This window comes from Escherichia albertii NBRC 107761 = DSM 17582 (genome assembly GCF_000759775.1).
GTDB lineage: Bacteria > Pseudomonadota > Gammaproteobacteria > Enterobacterales > Enterobacteriaceae > Escherichia > Escherichia albertii.
This window is the reverse complement of the sequence record NZ_BBMY01000022.1, coordinates 20056-38173: the sequence shown is the minus strand read 5'-3', so window position 1 is coordinate 38173 and position 18118 is coordinate 20056. Positions and strand designations below refer to the sequence as shown.

Sequence of the window (18118 nt, the reverse complement as noted above, 5' to 3'; positions counted from 1 at the left end):
TTATCTTTTAATATTACAAAAAAAACACTGAAATATTTTAAATTTACTACAAAATGACACGTTTTAAAAAATTTAAACGAAGTTCATGAAAAAGATACATCCTGCCTAAGTCTTAGTAATGGAGTTAATGAACAAATAATCGCTGTAATAGTAAAAGTATTGGCATTCAGAGAAGCAGTTTTGTGCTAAGTAGTTAATATCCTATCAATATAATTATTAAGTGAATGTACAAAACCGTATGCGGCCACATTGCCAATACGCCGCATACGTACAGAAAAACTAAATATCAAATGTATCAATCACAACCTGATCTGGCCCAGCAACATTACCTTCAGATTCATTCAGAATAAATAAAATATCTTTGTCAATTTCCGTAATTAGATGAATTTTTTTGTATTCTTCGCTCCACCTTTACGCAGTTTGCACAATTCTTTGTATTATTGCAGCGCTTCACTGGAGAGCTGCAATAATACAGAAAAGCAATACATAATTATTAGCACGCGCTATATCAAGAGCGCCAGAAAAAACCTGAAAACAATATAATGACAGGGTAAATTTCAAGACGTCCTAAAATCATGGCAATACACATTAAGTATTTTGCAATATCATTAAGGACTCCAAATGATGATGCTGTAGCCCCGAAACCTAATCCCATATTATTAATACATGCCGCCACTGTCGCAAAAGATGTCAGAAAATCATATCCCATACCATTTAATATAAGTATAAAAAACACTGTAAATAAAGTATAAAGAAAGAAGAAACTCCATACAGAACGCATTACACGCTCTGTGACGATTTTCCCTCCCACACTGACACTCAACAATGCTCTGGGATGAGAGAGTTGATTTAATTCGTGTTTACTTTGTTTAAACAGTATTAGAAATCTCAGTGACTTAATCCCACCACACGTTGACCCAATGCATCCGCCAAAAAAACTAGATAAAAGCAGAAGTACTATCGTATGCACCGGCCAGCTTGAGTAATCTTGCGTGGCCAATCCATTATCCGTTAACATAGAGCTAGCCAGAAAAAATGAATGGATCACACTTTCAGATAAATCATACTTACCTATATGCCAGACCTGAAATGCTGTAATGGCAATTATTCCTGTCGCAACTAATAAAAAGAAATGGAGTTCAACATCCCTGATTAAGGGCCTTAGCGTTTTCCGGCTTATAACAACATACCATAGAGTAAAGTTAAAAGCTGATAACAGAGAGAAAGAGCCAGCCACCAGTTCAATCAGATGATTATTAAAATAACCAATACTCTCGCTATGCGTTGAAAAGCCGCCCAGAGAGACCGTTGATAACCCATGACAGACAGCATCAAACAAAGGCATTCCTGCCAGCCGATAAGAGATAATACAAACAACACCTAATAACGAATATGTTATCCAAAGTGTGCGCGATGTATCAGCCAGACGAGGTGTCAATTTGTCATCTTTGAATGGTCCCGGCATTTCTGACTGATAAAGCTTTGCGCCGCCAATACCTAATAATGGCAAAACTGCAACCGCCAGAACAATAACTCCCAGACCACCTATAAAATTTAACTGCGCGCGATAGTATAGATATGCTCGTGGCAAAGAACTAACATCATCAATAACAGTTGCACCAGTTGTAGTTATCCCGGAAACACCTTCAAACAAGGCATCAACAAACGTTAAATTTAGTTCAGAATCAATCCACAATGGAAATGCACTAATAATAGAGAATAAAATCCAGAACATTACAATTACAATAAACCCATCACGGGTACGTAATTGAATGCCCGATTTTTTAGTTGTATACCACGCACCACCACCAATACAAAAAAATATAACGAATGTTATAAAAAAAACGAACAGGCTTTTTTCTTTATAAAACAATGCTACAAGCATCGGTGGCAGCATCGAAAGGCTATAGAGCCAGACCAAAAAACCACACATATGAGTTACAACTCTTACATGAGATGTATTCATATCTAAACGCTCTTCCAATTATAACCCACCTTGCTGCAATACTATGATTATACTGTATAAATTTTGACTGTTCTAAGATCTTACTTCACCAGCCCTTATGAAACAATCCGCAAAATGAACCATACGATAGCTAACCTTTTTTGCTTCAGCCACTACTCGATTATGTATCACTGACACCATCACCTCACACAGCGCATCCACAGATACACTGTCGTAGTCGGTTTTTGCTGCAATCAAGGATCGACAGTACACCGCCCGTGGCATCGTGACCACAAATAACGCTTCGGCAAATGTACCACACACTATCCTGAAATCCGTTCTGATGAACAGCCCGAATGCTGTCGCTCCACCTGACGCTACAGCCGAACCAGAACAGGATAAGAATCTGGACATGCTGTTCTCCTGTAAATGGTAAAAAAACCGTCAGCGCCTGTGCTATCAAAGGTCCCTGTAGATGCCTTTGGAATGGCGTTGTTCGATTTGATATACACGGAATTCGGCTCGGAGAAATAAGACTTACCCAAAATTCAGATTAATTTTTTTATTCAAAAAAGAAAAACAAATTTATATACTTCCTGCACTTCCCGAGCGGGGGAGGAAAGGAAATTCGTGATATTTCACGGACTTTGTCCCGCGGCTTAAATCTTACAGCCGCGCTCTTTTTTATCTCGTCTTTATTGCCAATGCTCAGAAGCTTGTCCCGCGGTTTCCCGCTAAACAATTATTCCCCCCTCGAACTAAGGAGCAACTCTGTAGTGTTTGGGACGTTGACTCATGTTACCAGCAGAGTTTAACTAAATGAATTGAAGAGAAATATAATATGTCAGTCATATTAGTTTTCTCAAATGAAAGGCTGTTATCAGGAAGTTAACTGGAAATATTACGCAAGTTCACTGTGATATCTGGAGCAAGGCTCCACAAAGTTATTAGTCAGAATCAGGTTAAACCTGTCATTAAATTCCGGCGTAAAGCAGATTTAATCAGCAAAAAAACCGCCGACATTTCATGAGATCGGACACCAGGCAGGACGACTGTATAAAGGAGCTGCTTATGGGAAAGGATTTGCTCAGAAACTTCCTGATCACACATCAGAGGAAATAACAAAATGTATCCTGATGAGAGAAAAACGTACGTGCAGATCTGATTTTTACGTAAATGGATTGTTAAATATATTTTGGTTGTGATATAACCAAAAAAGACCGAATACAGAAACTCAAGTAAATTTCGGGGAGATACCCGTAATACATTGATTTTTAATATTAATAAAAAGAGACCGAAAACGATTCCTGTTTTCGGTCCAGGGAAATGGCTCTTGGGAGAGAGCCGTGCGCTAAAAGTTGGCATTAATGCAGGCTTAGTTGCCTTGCTCTTTAAGAATAGATGACGACGCCAGGTTTTCCAGTTTGCGTACAAAATGGTCAGTAAAAAGCGCGTCGGCCATCGTCTTAAATGTTAAAAACCGCCCGTTCTGGTGAAAGAACTGTGGCGGTTTTTTATTGGAAATCAAAAGACTATTTTAGGCAATTAACAGAGTTTTTTAGCTCGTTCAATAAATGGTTCCAGGTTCATTTTTTCGCCTGGTTTGTTGGGATCTTCTATCTGTATCACCGAGATGGGCTGGGCGTTAGTTTTGCCACTGTCCACCTCCTTTTGTGCGGCATCATTCAAAGGATACTGTACCAGAGTGCTGGGGTTAATGACGTACAGAGCATTGCCCGGTCGGCATGTCAGCATCACCTCTTCGCGATTAAACGCCCATTTGTCCTTGCCAATTTCAAAACGACTGACGGTAATCACCTGAGGTGCCGCCAACGCCGCGCTGGAGATTGTAAGCAACAAAAACGCCAGAATACTTTTTTTCATCATTTTCGTAATCCATCAAAAAGGTTCGAGAGTTGCGAGCAGACTGATAATTACCAACACCACTGCACCTATCGCCCATTCGAGTTTAGTCATCCACACAAACCAGATAGCCGCACGGTATTCGTCTTGCCCCATGCGCGGCACCAGAACATAACGATTTGCCAGCGCGATGCCCACCATAATTATCACCAGTACGACTTTAAGCAGTAAAAGTTGCCCCCAGTAAGTCGCAAGCGTTGGCGAAAATCCAGTGATGAACAGGGCATTTAACACGCCACTCACCAACACGCCAATCACAGCAAAATTCCCGCACCAGGAAAAACGCATCAGAGCGTGAATGGCCTGATGTCGCCAACGCCCTTTAACTATTCGCATACACCAGATGACAGGCAACAATCCCCCAAACCATGCCGCCGCGCAGATCAAATGTACAGCATGATTAGTCTGATGAACTTTCGCAATTAGTCCTTCATTTAACGTCGCATGCCCTACTCCCGCCATCAGGACAAATTGCGCGGTAGTCAGCATAAACAACAAACGCGACATATTCCCCGGTTGCATGAACGCAACGGTTAGCGTAACGAGGGCAAGAACAATCTGCCAAAGCCAGACTCCGCCAAACTGCGTTTGCAACAAGGCCTGCCAGATGTCTGGCGAAATAACATCCGCCCATCCAGTTCCCATCATTCCGCCCTGAACAGCGAATATTGCAGTGGTACTGCTCAAACTCCAGACTGCAGCATATTGTTGTAAGCGGAGAAAACGTTTCGTCAGCAATCGACGAATCGTCACCGGCGCCAGCCATGCGCCATACATTGCGAAACCAAAGACCAGCATCAGAGAGATGAAATGGATAAATCGCAGCGCAATCCAGGTAAACGCCAACATGTGTTATTTCACGCTAAAGGTGTATTGCCCTTTGGTCTTATGCCCGTCTACCGAGACGACATGCCAGTTAACGGTATATGTGCCGGGTTTAAGAGGGTCAGCAAGCGGAATAATTAGTTGGTTTTTATCCTGCTCATTCCGTTTCGCAGGTCGTGTATTGATGCTTTCATTCTGAGAACCGGTGATTTTGGCGCCGCTGAATCCAGATTCAATGCCTTCAGAAAAGTTTAAGCTGATTGCCTGCGGGGCGGCAGTAACTTCCGCATTCGCCGCAGGGTATTGATGTGTCAAATGCGCATGCGCCCAAGCGGAAGGAGTAATGGTCAGCGAAGCGACAAGAAATGCCAACGAGTAGCCCAGAGAATGTGCAGTTGCAGCCATATTATCTATTCCTTTTTGTAATAACTTTTTTACAGAGCATAACCTTGTCTAATGTCTGAGTCGAGGATCATCAATTCTGACTTGCCATCCTGGCTGACTGTTAGTAACTTTTGCCCGCAATTGATGAGGAGACATAGAATGTTGAAGAATCTGGCTAAACTGGATCAAACTGAAATGGATAAAGTTAATGTCGATCTGGCTGCTGCCGGGGTGGCATTTAAAGAGCGTTACAATATGCCGGTGATAGCCGAAGCGGTTGAACGCGAGCAACCTGAACACTTGCGCGGCTGGTTTCGCGAACGGCTCATTGCGCATCGTCTCGCCTCTGTGAATCTGTCACGTTTACCTTACGAACCCAAACTTAAATAAACCTTATTTTGAGTTACACTTTTTTACATAATGGCTGCTAGATCATAAGCTAATGGCTGCTAGATCATAAGCATTTTCTAAACCGCCCCCATAATTTGCTGGCACCATGAAAAGGAAGTCATCATGTCGTACTGGAAGGTTGCAGCCGCACAATATGAGCCTTGTAAAGCCTCATTGGCTGAACATTTAGGCGAACCCGATCTTCTGGCTTCCACCCGTCGCTTAGAATTTTTCTCACATCAATTCTCCATCGCTGTTCTGATGGCTAATGCCCGCGGTAACAGCGCATTATGGGACGAACATGGTCGGCTCATCGTCCGCGCCGATCGTGGTTCGCTATTGTTAGTGGGTCAGCGCACACAGCAGGGTTGGCAAGGCGATATCATTCCATTACGCTAAGCGTTTCGGCCCGGAGTTTTGCCATGTTGCGTATTATCGATACAGAAACCTGCGGTTTACAGGGGGGGATCGTGGAGATTGCCTCCGTTGATGTTGTTGACGGGAAAATCGTTAATCCGATGAGTCACCTGGTTCGCCCTGACCGCCCTATTACTCCGCAAGCGATGGCAATTCATCGTATTACTGAATCCATGGTCGCCGACAAACCGTGGATTGAGGACGTGATCCCACACTATTACGGTAGTGAATGGTATGTCGCGCATAACGCCAGCTTTGACCGCCGTGTACTACCTGAAATGCCTGGCGAATGGATCTGCACCATGAAACTGGCCCGTCGTTTGTGGCCAGGAATTAAATACAGCAACATGGCGCTGTATAAAACGCGCAAGCTGAATGTGCAGACGCCGCCGGGGCTGCATCACCACCGCGCGCTGTATGACTGTTACATCACAGCAGCCTTGCTTATCGATATTATGAACACATCCGGCTGGACGGCAGAACAAATGGCTGATATCACCGGGCGTCCGTCACTGTTAACAACGTTCACATTTGGCAAGTATCGCGGTAAGGCGGTTTCTGAAGTTGCAGAGCGCGATCCGGGCTATCTGCGATGGTTGTTTAACAACCTTGATAGCATGAGCCCGGAACTGCGTTTAACATTAAAACATTATCTGGAGAATGCTTAGGCAGGTTTGCCCGGCAATGTCCCCTGCGCCAGGGCTATCAGGAAAGCATATTCCATCGCCACGCCTTCGTAAGATTTAAAGCGTCCTGATTTACCGCCATGCCCTGAATCCAGGTCGGTACATAACAACAACAGATGGTCGTCCGTTTTTAGCTCGCGCAACTTAGCCACCCATTTGGCGGGTTCCCAATATTGTACCTGTGAATCATGTAAACCGGTAGTCACCAGCAAGTGCGGATAAGCCTGCGCCGTGACATTGTCATACGGACTATAGCTTTTCATATACTCATAATACTGAGGATTCTGTGGATTTCCCCACTCTTCAAACTCACCAGTCGTAAGAGGGATCGACTCATCAAGCATCGTTGTCACAACATCAACAAATGGCACCTGAGCGATCACACCGTGGAATAGCTCAGGACGTTCATTAATCGCAACGCCCATCAACATCCCGCCTGCACTACCGCCCATCGCATAACAGAGTGAAGGAGAGCCATATCCCAGCTTTAACAATGCGTCGCAGGCATCAAGATAATCATTGAAGGTATTTTTCTTTTTCAGAAATTTACCGTCTTCATACCACTGTTGCCCCAGCTCACCGCCACCACGAACATGCACAATGGCGTAGACAAAACCACGATCCAATAAACTTAAGCGGCTGTAACTAAAATCAGCATCAATGCTTGCACCGTAAGATCCATAACCGTACACCAACAGTGGATTATGTCCTTTCTGGAAATGCTTGCGATGATAAACCAGCGAAACCGGAACTTCGACGCCATCGCGAGAAGTGATCCACAGATGTTCACTACGGTAATTCGCCGCTTCGAAACCGGGGACTTCCATTTGTTTCAGCACCCGGCGTTCCCCCGTATCCATATCCAGTTCAAACAAAGTATCTGGCGTGGTCATTGACGAATAACCGTAACGCAATCGCGAGGTCTCTGGTTCCGGGTTATATGCTATCCAGGTCACATAGGCCGGATCGTCAAAAGCAATGCCGATAACTTCCCGCGTTTTGCGATTGATCTGTCGCAGACTGGTCAAGCCACGCTGGCGTTCTTCAACAACCAGCCAGTCCGTAAACAGCGTAAAGCCCTCCAGCATGATGTTATCGCGCGGTGGAATTAACTCTTCCCACTCCAGCTCATCACGCATTCGAGTACGGTATAAACCAAAATTTTTACCATTGCGGTTGGAACGCAAATAAAACCGATGTTGATAGTGATCGAGACTGTACTCATGGCCTTTGCGCCGCGGTAAAAAGACAAATGGCTCGGCATCAGCCAGTTCTGCATCTAACAGACGAACTTCGCTGGTGGTGGCGCTGGCGAGATGAATGACCACATAATGGTTCGAAGTCGTTTTATGCAGGCTGACATAAAAGGTCTCGTCTTTTTCTTCGTAAATCAGTTTATCTTGAGATGTTGGTGTGCCTATGGAATGGCGCCAGACCTGATAAGGCAGCAGCGTCACCGGATGTTTGCGCACATAGTAAAAAGTCCAGGAATCATTCGCCCAGACAAAGCTGGGTTCAACATTATCAAGAAGTTCTGGATACCAATTACCTGTTTCAAGATTGCGAAAACGGATGCCGTACTGGCGTCGGGAGAGGAAATCTTCCGCCAGCGCCATAATGGTGTTATCGGGCGTAACCGACATTCCACCCATGGAATAAAATTCGCTGTGCGCCGCCCGCTTGTTTGCATCAAGCAAAGTCTCCCATTCGTCCCATTCTTCACTAAACGCCGACTGACGCTGATAGATGGCATATTCACAGCCTGGTTCATAAATATGCCGATAGCGATAGCCATTTTTAATGTAAGGCGCAGAAATTTCTTTTTGCGGTATACGATCGATGATCTCTTTTAATATTCTATCCTGCAAAGCCTGCTGTGAAGCCATCACCTGGTGACCATAGCTATTTTCTTGTTGCAGATAATCCAACACTTCCGGCTGCGAGCGCGTGTCATCCCGCAGCCAATAGTAATTGTCGATGCGTGTGTCGCCATGAAGTGTCATGACGTGAGGAATTTGGGTCGCTTTTGGTGGCATGTGATTGTTCTTTCAGATTGAAACATCTTATAAGGGTGGCAAAACTCACCAGGGATGCAAGCGAAACAGGATAGTCATTGCATCGATATTGACACGTTATGGCATGAAAATAGAAATAGCGCAGGTTGACATCATCCGCCTGCTCAGGTGTTTACGTTGGTTTGTTTAATACAATAACGTTAGTGGCAGCATAACTCAGAAAATAGATTTCCAGCGCCTCTTCTTTATTACGGACACTTTTCATCAGCGTTGCGATTCGAACAGTTGTCCGTTCAATAAGTATTGCGACCCTGCTCACCAGGGTCGACGGTGATTAACGGCGCTGATATTCCGCCACTCCCACTTTACAGTCCACATTCACCAGATAATGAATATCGGCACTTTTACCGCGCACGGTCAACGGCACTGACCATTTGCCCTCTTTGCCCTGAATATCCTGCAAACTGACCCAAGCCACCGGGTCGACCTGGCCAACGATTTTTTGATCGTCTACCCAGCGCGCCACGCGGTTTTGTTGGTAGTCACGTTTCACACTCGCCGCAATTCCGGCAGCATCCAGACCTTCACATTTGGGAAAAGTAACCGACTTGCTGGTTTCGTTATTGGCAGCGAAAACTGATGCACAGGCGGAAGCCAACAACAGCCCCAACAACGCTCCTCTTTTTTTCATGTTTTTCTCCATAGCACAATGATTCAGGAGAAAGCATGGTACAAATTGTCAGGAGCGCAAGTGACTTCAAGCTGCGTGAGCTTCATCTTCCACATCAGGGCCCGTATCGACCACCTGCGGAGACGGCAATTTGCCAGTTTTCAGGATTGTGCTCAACACATCTTTCTGTTCAGCCAACCATAGTGAAAGGGCTTCTCGTTGCTCGTCTTCCATTTTCACCGGGGAATTTGTCAGCCAGGTGTCGAGAAGATCTGCTGTATCGAGCATTTTGTCATAAGCATCGGCTTCCTTTTTGCTGGTAAACGACATCTTCTCTTCGCCCTCACGAATGACCACATATTTAACTTCAACCGCCATTTGCAGCCTCTCAGAATAACTGTAATTTTATACAGTATATTTCTTTTTGACTGGGAAATCAACATTAGCAATAAAGACATGCGCAAACGTTTTCGTTTATACTGCGCGCGGAATTAATCAGGGGATATTCGTTATGACGTTATTAGGCACTGCGCTGCGTCCGGCAGCAACTCGCGTGATGTTATTAGGCTCCGGTGAATTGGGTAAAGAAGTGGCAATCGAGTGTCAGCGCCTTGGCATAGAGGTAATTGCTGTCGATCGCTATGCTGACGCACCAGCCATGCATGTCGCACATCGTTCTCATGTCATTAATATGTTGGATGGTGATGCATTGCGCCGTGTGGTTGAACAGGAAAAGCCGCATTATATCGTGCCGGAGATCGAAGCTATTGCCACCGATATGCTGCTCCAGCTTGAAGAGGAAGGACTGAATATTGTCCCCTGCGCTCGCGCAACGAAATTAACGATGAATCGCGAGGGGATCCGTCGCCTGGCGGCAGAAGAGCTGCAACTGCCCACTTCAACTTATCGTTTTGCCGATAGCGAAAGCCTTTTCCGCGAGGCGGTTGCCGACATCGGCTATCCCTGCATTGTTAAACCGGTGATGAGTTCCTCTGGCAAGGGGCAGACATTTATTCGCTCTGCCGAACAGCTTAGCCAGGCATGGGAATACGCCCAGCAAGGCGGTCGCGCCGGAGCGGGTCGCGTGATTGTTGAAGGCGTGGTTAAGTTTGACTTCGAAATTACATTACTGACCGTCAGTGCCGCGGATGGAGTCCATTTCTGTGCCCCCGTAGGCCATCGCCAGGAAGATGGCGACTACCGGGAATCATGGCAACCACAGCAAATGAGTCCGCTGGCCCTGGAACGCGCGCAGGAAATTGCCCGCAAAGTGGTACTGGCGCTGGGCGGTTATGGTCTGTTTGGCGTCGAGTTGTTTGTTTGTGGTGATGAGGTGATTTTCAGCGAAGTCTCCCCTCGCCCGCATGATACCGGGATGGTGACGTTAATTTCCCAGGATCTTTCGGAGTTTGCCCTGCACGTACGCGCTTTTCTCGGTCTTCCGGTTGGCGCTATTCGCCAGTATGGTCCGGCCGCTTCAGCCGTTATCCTGCCGCAACTGACCAGCCAGAACATCACGTTTGATAATGTGCAGAATGCCGTTGGCGCAGGTTTGCAGATTCGTTTATTTGGTAAGCCGGAAATTGATGGCAGCCGTCGTCTGGGGGTAGCGCTGGCGACCGCAGAGAGTGTTGATGAGGCCATTGAACGTGCGAAGCTCGCCGCCGGACAGGTGAAAGTACAAGGTTAAACCCGGCAAAAAACGCGACAAAAATGCCCGATTAACAATCGGGCATTTTGATTCTTACAGCTTCGCGCCTTCTACAGCTTCGCGCGCCAGCTTAGTAATACGGTCGTAATCGCCCGCTTCCAGCGCATCTGCCGGAACCAGCCAGGAACCACCGATGCACAGTACGCTTTTCAGCGCCAGGTAATCACGGTAGTTAGCCGGGGAAATACCACCCGTCGGGCAGAAACGAACCTGGGAGAACGGACCTGCAATCGCCTGCAGGGCTTTCACGCCGCCGTTAGCTTCAGCCGGGAAGAATTTAAACTCTTTCAGGCCGTAGTCCATACCCAGCATCAATTCAGACACCGTGCTGATGCCCGGAATCAGAGGAATAGTGCCTTCGGTCGCCGCTTTCAGCAGTGGCTCGGTCAGACCCGGGCTAATGGCGAACTGCGCACCCGCTTCGGTCACTTCCGCCAGTTGCTGCGGATTCAGCACCGTACCGGCACCAACAATCGCTTCAGGCACTTCTTTGGCGATAGCACGGATAGCGTCAACGGCACACTCGGTACGCAGGGTCACTTCCAGAACGCGCACCCCACCAGCAACCAACGCTTTTGCCATTGGCACCGCGTGTTCCAGTTTTTTTACCACGATAACCGGTACAACCGGGCCGGTGGTCAGGATTGATTCTGCACTTGTTTTCCAGTTTTTCATCAGAGTTTTTCTCTCGCCTGATTACAAATTTTGTCGTCTTAAAAAGTGATACAGGTTGCGCCCTGTTCGGCACCGGACAGTTTTTCGCGCAAGGCACTGAATAACTCACGTCCTGTTCCCACGCGTGACGCGCTCAGGTCAGGGATGTGCGGTTCACGAGCGGCCAGTTCCGCTTCGTCTACCAACAGCGTCAGTTCGCCTGTCTGTCCATTCACACGAATGATGTCCCCATCGCGTACTTTCGCCAGCAGTCCGCCATCGTAGGCTTCTGGTGTTACATGGATAGCTGACGGCACTTTACCTGATGCCCCGGAGAGACGTCCATCGGTAACTAACGCAATTTTGAAACACCGGTCCAATAATACACCAAGTGGCGGCATGAGTTTATGTAATTCTGGCATTCCGTTCGCTTTTGGTCCCTGATGACGGACAACAACGACACAATCACGGTCCAGCATCCCCGCTTCAAAAGCAGGCATAACATCATGCTGGCTTTCAAAAACGACAGCAGGCGCCTCAATAATCTGATTTTCTAACGGCACAGCAGAGGTTTTCATAACAGCACGACCCAAGTTGCCGCTTAAAACTTTTGTCCCGCCATGATGCGAAAACGGCTGTTCGAAAGAGGCAATCACATTGCTATCAAGCGATTTTTCTGCGCCTTCGCGCCAGTCCAGTTTGCCATTATTCAGCCACGGTTCGAGGGTGTAACGCGAGAGACCAAAGCCCGCAACCGTGTTGACATCTTCATGCAACAGACCCGCCTTGAGCAGTTCACGCACCAGCACCGGCACACCACCCGCAGCCTGGAAGTGGTTTATATCGGCTGGACCGTTTGGATACAGACGCGCCATCAGCGGAACGACATCAGAAAGATCGGAGAAATCATCCCAGTTAATCTGGATACCCGCAGCACGCGCCATCGCCACCAGATGCATCGTGTGGTTAGTGGAGCCACCTGTTGCCAGCAGCGCAACAATACCGTTCACCACCACTTTCTCATCGATCATCTTACCGATTGGCATCCATTCGTTGCCATTACCGGTCATACGCGTTACCTGGCGCGCGGCAGCGGCAGTTAATGCATCACGCAATGGAGAGTCAGGATGAACAAATGAAGAGCCAGGCAACTGCATCCCCATAAATTCAACCACCATTTGGTTGGTATTGGCGGTGCCGTAGAAAGTACAGGTTCCCGGAGCATGGTAAGACGCCGCTTCTGACTCCAGCAGCGCCATACGATCCACTTTCCCTTCTGCATAAAGCTGACGAATACGAACTTTTTCTTTATTTGGCAGACCGCTTGCCATTGGCCCTGATGGCACAAATACCGCAGGTAAATGACCGAACGACAGTGCCGCCATCGTCAACCCGGGAACTATCTTATCGCATACGCCGAGGAACAGCGCGCCATCAAACATATTATGAGACAGCCCCACAGCCGCAGACATCGCAATCACTTCGCGGCTTAACAGGGATAGTTCCATTCCGTCCTGCCCCTGAGTTACACCATCGCACATCGCTGGTACGCCACCAGCGACCTGACCGACTGCGTTAGCTTCATGCAGTGCTTTACGAATGATCTCAGGATAATGTTCATAAGGCTGATGAGCAGAGAGCATGTCGTTATAGGAGGTGATGATGGCGATATTGTTACGCAACATGCTTTTCAGGGAGGCTTTGTCTTCTGGCTGGCAAGCGGCGAAACCGTGGGCCAGGTTACCGCATGCCAACTGCGAACGATGAACGGTCGAGGTTTTCGCTTGTTCTATCCGGGCGAGGTAAGCAGAGCGAGTCTCGCGCGAACGTTCAATAATTCGATTTGTTACGCGTAACAATTGTGGATTCATAAAGGCTCCTGAAATTGAGTTGTCAGAGCAGGATGATTCACAACGCGTTTCAGTCAGTGAATTTATGAAAGAAACGCCTGTAACCGGAGCTCATAGGGCAGAAACGTTTCAGTCAGTGTAATAAAAAAAGCCTCGCGGGTGAATCCACACGAGGCTTAAAAGTGTAAAAATTGCTCTACAATCTGTGCAAGATCATGTTACCGGTAAAATAACCATTAAGGATGAGTCGAGATATTACTCAAACTCATTCCAGGAACGGCCATCACGGGTAATCATCGCCACCGAAGCAACCGGTCCCCAGGTCCCGGCCTGGTATGGTTTCGGCGCATCGTTGTCCATCGCCCACGCTTCAGTAATGGAGTCCACCCATTTCCACGCTTCTTCCACTTCGTCGCGACGTACAAACAGCGCCTGAATGCCGCGCATCGTTTCCAGCAGCAACCGTTCATAAGCATCGGCGAGATGTGTCTGATTGAAGGTCTCCGAATAGCTCAGATCCAGCTTGGTCGTTTGTAGATTGTGCTTATGGTCGAGGCCAGGAACCTTATTCAGTACCTGGATATCCACACCTTCATCAGGTTGCAGGCGGATAGTCAGTTTATTCTGCGGCAGATCCTGCCAGGACTCTTTAAACAGATTCAGCTCAGGTGATTTGAAATAGACCACCACCTCGGAGCATTTGGTCGGCAGACGTTTACCGGTACGCAGGTAGAATGGTACGCCAGCCCAACGCCAGTTATCGATGTCAACGCGGATTGCCACGAAAGTTTCGGTGCAACTGCTTTTGTTCGCGCCCTCTTCTTCCAGATAACCCGGAACTTTCTTGCCCTGAGCGAAACCTGCGGTGTATTGTCCGCGAACCGTTTTTTCGCGCACATTGGAACGGTCAATTCGGCGCAGAGACTTCAGCACTTTCACTTTTTCATCGCGGATATTATCGGCGCTCAGATCAGACGGCGGAGACATTGCAATCATGCAGAGAATTTGCAGCAGATGGTTCTGGACCATATCGCGCATTTGTCCCGCTTTATCAAAATAGCCCCAGCGCCCTTCAATCCCGACTTCTTCTGCTACCGTGATCTCAACATGATCAATGGTGCGATTGTCCCAGTTGTTCACAAACAGGGAGTTAGCAAAACGCAGTGCCAACAGGTTAAGTACCGTCTCTTTCCCCAGATAGTGGTCGATACGATAAACCTGACACTCTTCGAAGTATTCACCCACCTGATCGTTGATTTCACGGGAAGTTGCCAGCGATGTCCCCAGCGGTTTTTCCATCACCACACGCGCCGGTTTGGCGTTAAGTTTTGCCTCGCCCAATCCTTTGCAGATCGCGCCAAAAGTACTCGGCGGCATGGCAAAATAGTTAATCGTAATACGATTTTTTTGATCCAGCAGCGCGCCAAGGCGGCTGAATGCGGCAGTATCGTTGACATCAAGATTACAAAAATCCAGACGCGCACTCAGGGTGTCCCATAAACCTTCATCAATGGTTTCTTTCATGAAAGTTTCGAGCGCCTCGCGGACAACTTTTGTGTATGCCGCTTTGTCCCAGTCAGCACGACCCACGCCGATAATCCGGGTTTCCGGATTGAGCTGACCGGCTTTTTCCAGTTGATACAGGGAAGGCAGCAATTTACGACGCGCAAGGTCGCCTTTCGCGCCGAAAATGACCAGGTCACAGGCCTGGGCTGTTTGCGTTACCGCCATGTCATTCTCCTTAAATTAACTAACCCGGTACTTAAGCCTGGGTATACTTGTAATTTTCTTACAATGCACTGTACTGCTTTTACGAGCTTGCGAAAACTGTAAACGCTTATCCACCCGTGCGATTACCGTAAAAGCCCCTGAAGCGCGATAAAACTGATAAAAAAATCATCGTTTTTGTCATTTTCTCATTCGATAAAAATCTGACATCGATCATGTAATGAAAAAAAAATAACAACTTTTTTATCCGCTTTTGCCATTAAAGCAACACACAGGCGTAATATCAGACAAAATTGCATTTCGATTTCTTTCAGTGCGGAAATCATCATTACCCGTGAGTCTCTTTACATCATGAATATGCTGGAAAAAATCCAGTCTCAACTGGAACATTTGAGCAAATCAGAACGCAAAGTTGCTGAGGTCATTCTTGCTTCGCCAGACAATGCGATCCATTCGAGTATTGCTGCTCTGGCGCTGGAAGCCAACGTCAGCGAACCGACGGTGAACCGATTCTGTCGCAGCATGGACACCCGCGGTTTTCCTGATTTTAAATTGCATCTGGCACAAAGTCTGGCTAATGGCACTCCCTATGTTAATCGCAACGTCAATGAAGATGACAGCGTTGAATCATACACGGGGAAAATATTTGAGTCGGCAATGGCGACACTCGATCACGTTCGCCACTCGCTGGACAAATCCGCCGTCAACCGTGCTGTCGATCTCCTCACTCAGGCAAAGAAAATAGCCTTTTTCGGGTTGGGTTCTTCTGCCGCCGTCGCCCACGATGCGATGAATAAGTTTTTTCGCTTCAATGTTCCAGTAATCTACTCTGACGATATCGTGCTGCAACGAATGAGTTGTATGAATTGTAGCGACGGAGACGTCGTTGTGCTGATTTCTCACACCGGAAGAACTAAAAATCTTGTCGAACTGGCGCAGCTGGCGCGAGAAAACGATGCTATGGTAATCGCCCTCACCTCCACGGGAACACCTCTCGCCCAGGAAGCGACACTGGCAATTACACTCGACGTACCGGAAGATACTGACATTTATATGCCCATGGTCTCTCGACTTGCGCAGTTGACCGTGATAGATGTGCTGGCAACAGGATTTACTTTGCGACGCGGTGCAAAATTCAGAGATAACTTGAAGCGGGTCAAGGAAGCTCTTAAAGAATCGCGTTTTGATAAGCAGTTACTTAATCTCGGTGACGATCGCTAAATCGATTATCACTGCTCTATTCTTATACGACATTCGCATGTGTCTAATTCACAACCATTATGGTTTTAATTTATGCGAATTTCATGTTCAAGCAACACCTGGGTGTTTCAGTCAACGGAGTATTACATGTCCAGAAGGCTTCGCAGAACCAAAATCGTTACCACGTTAGGCCCGGCTACCGATCGCGATAACAACCTTGAGAAGGTTATCGCCGCGGGTGCAAACGTCGTACGAATGAATTTTTCTCATGGCTCGCCTGAAGACCACAAAATGCGCGCGGATAAAGTTCGTGAAATTGCCGCAAAACTGGGGCGTCATGTGGCTATTCTCGGTGACCTTCAGGGGCCCAAGATTCGTGTATCAACCTTTAAAGAAGGTAAAGTTTTCCTCAATATTGGGGATAAATTCCTGTTGGACGCCAACCTGGGTAAAGGTGAAGGCGATAAAGAAAAAGTCGGTATCGACTATAAAGGTCTCCCTGCTGACGTTGTACCTGGCGATATTCTGCTGCTGGACGATGGTCGCGTGCAGTTGAAAGTGCTGGAAGTTAAGGGCATGCAAGTGTTCACTGAAGTTACTGTCGGCGGCCCGCTCTCCAACAATAAAGGGATCAACAAACTTGGCGGCGGCCTGTCGGCTGAAGCCCTGACCGAAAAAGACAAAGCAGACATTAAGACTGCCGCTCTGATTGGCGTAGATTATCTGGCCGTCTCCTTCCCGCGCTGCGGCGAAGATCTGAACTATGCCCGCCGTCTGGCTCGCGAGGCGGGTTGCGACGCGAAAATTGTCGCCAAAGTTGAACGTGCGGAAGCCGTTTGCAGTCAGGATGCGATGGACGATATTATCCTCGCCTCTGACGTGGTGATGGTAGCGCGTGGCGACCTCGGTGTTGAAATTGGCGACCCGGAACTGGTGGGCATTCAGAAAGCGTTGATCCGTCGCGCTCGTCAGCTGAACCGTGCGGTAATTACGGCAACTCAGATGATGGAGTCGATGATCACCAACCCGATGCCGACTCGTGCAGAAGTCATGGACGTGGCAAACGCCGTACTGGATGGTACCGATGCTGTGATGTTGTCTGCAGAAACCGCTGCCGGTCAGTATCCGTCAGAAACGGTTGCCGCAATGGCGCGTGTTTGTCTGGGGGCCGAAAAGATCCCGAGCATCAACGTTTCAAAACACCGTCTGGACGTTCAGTTCGACAATGTGGAAGAAGCTATCGCGATGTCGGCAATGTACGCGGCTAACCATCTGAAAGGCGTTACCGCAATCATTACCATGACCGAATCCGGCCGTACCGCGCTGATGACCTCTCGTATTAGCTCTGGCCTACCTATTTTCGCAATGTCTCGTCATGAGCGTACCCTGAACCTGACCGCGCTGTATCGTGGCGTTACCCCGGTTTACTTTGATAGCGCCAATGAAGGCGTCGCGGCTGCCAACGAGGCAGTTAATGTGCTGCGCGATAAAGGTTACCTGATGTCGGGTGACCTGGTCATTGTCACCCAGGGCGACGTAATGAGCACGGTGGGCTCTACCAACACTACGCGTATTTTAACGGTAGAGTAAGTATGTTGCCGGATGTGGCATGAACGCCTTGTCTGGCCTACAATATTGTGATAATTCAAAAAATTACAATTAACTTGTAGACCAGATAAGCATGCGCATCGGGCCCGTCATCAGATTAAAGCCTCTCCTC

16 protein-coding genes and 1 pseudogene are annotated in these 18118 nt (G+C 47.7%); 6 read left to right on the top strand and 11 right to left on the bottom strand.

Features of this window, described 5'->3' with window-relative positions; translation table 11 throughout:
- Positions 1 to 508 precede the first annotated feature (508 nt).
- From trkG to yobA, 5 genes are all read right to left on the bottom strand, one after another.
- Complete coding sequence (trkG, locus tag EA14781_RS06345; RefSeq protein WP_024164813.1) at positions 509 to 1966, bottom strand: Trk system potassium transporter TrkG; 1458 nt, start codon at positions 1964 to 1966, stop codon at positions 509 to 511.
- A 72-nt stretch (positions 1967 to 2038) separates the two neighbouring features.
- Entirely contained in the window at positions 2039 to 2359 is a 321-nt protein-coding gene (locus EA14781_RS06340) for a hypothetical protein (protein WP_000086028.1), read from the bottom strand.
- 1131 nt (positions 2360 to 3490) lie between these two features.
- A complete protein-coding gene (locus EA14781_RS06330) occupies positions 3491 to 3832 on the bottom strand; it encodes a YebY family protein (RefSeq protein WP_000976464.1) in 342 nt (113 codons plus the stop codon).
- A 12-nt stretch (positions 3833 to 3844) separates the two neighbouring features.
- A complete protein-coding gene (gene copD, locus EA14781_RS06325) occupies positions 3845 to 4717 on the bottom strand; it encodes a copper homeostasis membrane protein CopD (RefSeq protein ID WP_000879264.1) in 873 nt (290 codons plus the stop codon).
- A gap of 3 nt (positions 4718 to 4720) precedes the next feature.
- A complete protein-coding gene (yobA, locus tag EA14781_RS06320; protein WP_000741562.1) occupies positions 4721 to 5098 on the bottom strand; it encodes a CopC domain-containing protein YobA in 378 nt (125 codons plus the stop codon).
- Between the two features lie 138 nt (positions 5099 to 5236).
- On the opposite strand from yobA, the gene holE reads away from it, so the two are divergent.
- The 3 genes and pseudogenes from holE (at position 5237) to exoX (ending at position 6552) form a co-directional block, all read left to right on the top strand.
- Positions 5237 to 5467 carry a DNA polymerase III subunit theta gene (holE, locus tag EA14781_RS06315; protein WP_000916758.1) on the top strand — a complete coding sequence of 77 codons (231 nt, stop codon included), beginning with the start codon at positions 5237 to 5239 and terminating at the stop codon, positions 5465 to 5467.
- 186 nt (positions 5468 to 5653) lie between these two features.
- Positions 5654 to 5866, top strand: a pseudogene (gene yobB, locus EA14781_RS06310) (carbon-nitrogen hydrolase family protein YobB); the annotation flags it as partial.
- 23 nt (positions 5867 to 5889) lie between these two features.
- Positions 5890 to 6552, top strand: coding sequence for an exodeoxyribonuclease X (exoX, locus tag EA14781_RS06305; RefSeq protein ID WP_000944295.1), 663 nt, complete (start codon positions 5890 to 5892; stop codon positions 6550 to 6552).
- Here the strand turns inward: exoX and ptrB are convergent.
- From ptrB to yebG, 3 genes are all read right to left on the bottom strand, one after another.
- Positions 6549 to 8606: an oligopeptidase B gene (gene ptrB, locus EA14781_RS06300; RefSeq protein WP_001134774.1), complete on the bottom strand. Its 2058-nt coding sequence runs from the start codon at positions 8604 to 8606 to the stop codon at positions 6549 to 6551. The genes exoX and ptrB overlap by 4 nt on opposite strands.
- A gap of 313 nt (positions 8607 to 8919) precedes the next feature.
- Complete coding sequence (gene yebF, locus EA14781_RS06295; protein WP_002462313.1) at positions 8920 to 9276, bottom strand: protein YebF; 357 nt, start codon at positions 9274 to 9276, stop codon at positions 8920 to 8922.
- 66 nt (positions 9277 to 9342) lie between these two features.
- On the bottom strand, positions 9343 to 9633 hold the full coding sequence (yebG, locus tag EA14781_RS06290) for a DNA damage-inducible protein YebG (RefSeq protein WP_000257734.1): 291 nt from the start codon (positions 9631 to 9633) through the stop codon (positions 9343 to 9345).
- A 133-nt stretch (positions 9634 to 9766) separates the two neighbouring features.
- On the opposite strand from yebG, the gene purT reads away from it, so the two are divergent.
- On the top strand, positions 9767 to 10945 hold the full coding sequence (gene purT / locus EA14781_RS06285) for a formate-dependent phosphoribosylglycinamide formyltransferase (RefSeq protein ID WP_000173441.1): 1179 nt from the start codon (positions 9767 to 9769) through the stop codon (positions 10943 to 10945).
- A gap of 54 nt (positions 10946 to 10999) precedes the next feature.
- Here the strand turns inward: purT and kdgA are convergent, their stop codons facing one another.
- From kdgA to zwf, 3 genes are all read right to left on the bottom strand, one after another.
- The gene (kdgA, locus tag EA14781_RS06280; RefSeq protein WP_000800512.1) at positions 11000 to 11641 is read right to left on the bottom strand and encodes a bifunctional 4-hydroxy-2-oxoglutarate aldolase/2-dehydro-3-deoxy-phosphogluconate aldolase; all 642 of its coding nucleotides are present in this window, start codon (positions 11639 to 11641) and stop codon (positions 11000 to 11002) included.
- Positions 11642 to 11679: 38 nt separating this feature from the next.
- On the bottom strand, positions 11680 to 13491 hold the full coding sequence (gene edd, locus EA14781_RS06275; protein ID WP_001069473.1) for a phosphogluconate dehydratase: 1812 nt from the start codon (positions 13489 to 13491) through the stop codon (positions 11680 to 11682).
- Between the two features lie 234 nt (positions 13492 to 13725).
- Positions 13726 to 15201 carry a glucose-6-phosphate dehydrogenase gene (gene zwf, locus EA14781_RS06270; protein ID WP_000301734.1) on the bottom strand — a complete coding sequence of 492 codons (1476 nt, stop codon included), beginning with the start codon at positions 15199 to 15201 and terminating at the stop codon, positions 13726 to 13728.
- A 348-nt stretch (positions 15202 to 15549) separates the two neighbouring features.
- On the opposite strand from zwf, the gene hexR reads away from it, so the two are divergent.
- Positions 15550 to 16419 carry a DNA-binding transcriptional regulator HexR gene (gene hexR / locus EA14781_RS06260; protein WP_001056700.1) on the top strand — a complete coding sequence of 290 codons (870 nt, stop codon included), beginning with the start codon at positions 15550 to 15552 and terminating at the stop codon, positions 16417 to 16419.
- A gap of 126 nt (positions 16420 to 16545) precedes the next feature.
- Entirely contained in the window at positions 16546 to 17988 is a 1443-nt protein-coding gene (pyk, locus tag EA14781_RS06255; protein ID WP_000091143.1) for a pyruvate kinase, read from the top strand.
- Positions 17989 to 18118: the final 130 nt, after the last annotated feature.

Excerpts from the sequence above, each read along its gene's own strand:
- trkG (WP_024164813.1), bottom strand. The coding sequence starts at position 1,966 with ATGAATACATCTCATGTAAGAGTTGTAACTCATATGTGTGGTTTTTTG.
- EA14781_RS06340 (WP_000086028.1), bottom strand. The coding sequence starts at position 2,359 with ATGTCCAGATTCTTATCCTGTTCTGGTTCGGCTGTAGCGTCAGGTGGA.
- EA14781_RS06330 (WP_000976464.1), bottom strand. The coding sequence starts at position 3,832 with ATGATGAAAAAAAGTATTCTGGCGTTTTTGTTGCTTACAATCTCCAGC.
- copD (WP_000879264.1), bottom strand. The coding sequence starts at position 4,717 with ATGTTGGCGTTTACCTGGATTGCGCTGCGATTTATCCATTTCATCTCT.
- yobA (WP_000741562.1), bottom strand. The coding sequence starts at position 5,098 with ATGGCTGCAACTGCACATTCTCTGGGCTACTCGTTGGCATTTCTTGTC.
- holE (WP_000916758.1), top strand. The coding sequence starts at position 5,237 with ATGTTGAAGAATCTGGCTAAACTGGATCAAACTGAAATGGATAAAGTT.
- exoX (WP_000944295.1), top strand. The coding sequence starts at position 5,890 with ATGTTGCGTATTATCGATACAGAAACCTGCGGTTTACAGGGGGGGATC.
- ptrB (WP_001134774.1), bottom strand. The coding sequence starts at position 8,606 with ATGCCACCAAAAGCGACCCAAATTCCTCACGTCATGACACTTCATGGC.
- yebF (WP_002462313.1), bottom strand. The coding sequence starts at position 9,276 with ATGAAAAAAAGAGGAGCGTTGTTGGGGCTGTTGTTGGCTTCCGCCTGT.
- yebG (WP_000257734.1), bottom strand. The coding sequence starts at position 9,633 with ATGGCGGTTGAAGTTAAATATGTGGTCATTCGTGAGGGCGAAGAGAAG.
- purT (WP_000173441.1), top strand. The coding sequence starts at position 9,767 with ATGACGTTATTAGGCACTGCGCTGCGTCCGGCAGCAACTCGCGTGATG.
- kdgA (WP_000800512.1), bottom strand. The coding sequence starts at position 11,641 with ATGAAAAACTGGAAAACAAGTGCAGAATCAATCCTGACCACCGGCCCG.
- edd (WP_001069473.1), bottom strand. The coding sequence starts at position 13,491 with ATGAATCCACAATTGTTACGCGTAACAAATCGAATTATTGAACGTTCG.
- zwf (WP_000301734.1), bottom strand. The coding sequence starts at position 15,201 with ATGGCGGTAACGCAAACAGCCCAGGCCTGTGACCTGGTCATTTTCGGC.
- hexR (WP_001056700.1), top strand. The coding sequence starts at position 15,550 with ATGAATATGCTGGAAAAAATCCAGTCTCAACTGGAACATTTGAGCAAA.
- pyk (WP_000091143.1), top strand. The coding sequence starts at position 16,546 with ATGTCCAGAAGGCTTCGCAGAACCAAAATCGTTACCACGTTAGGCCCG.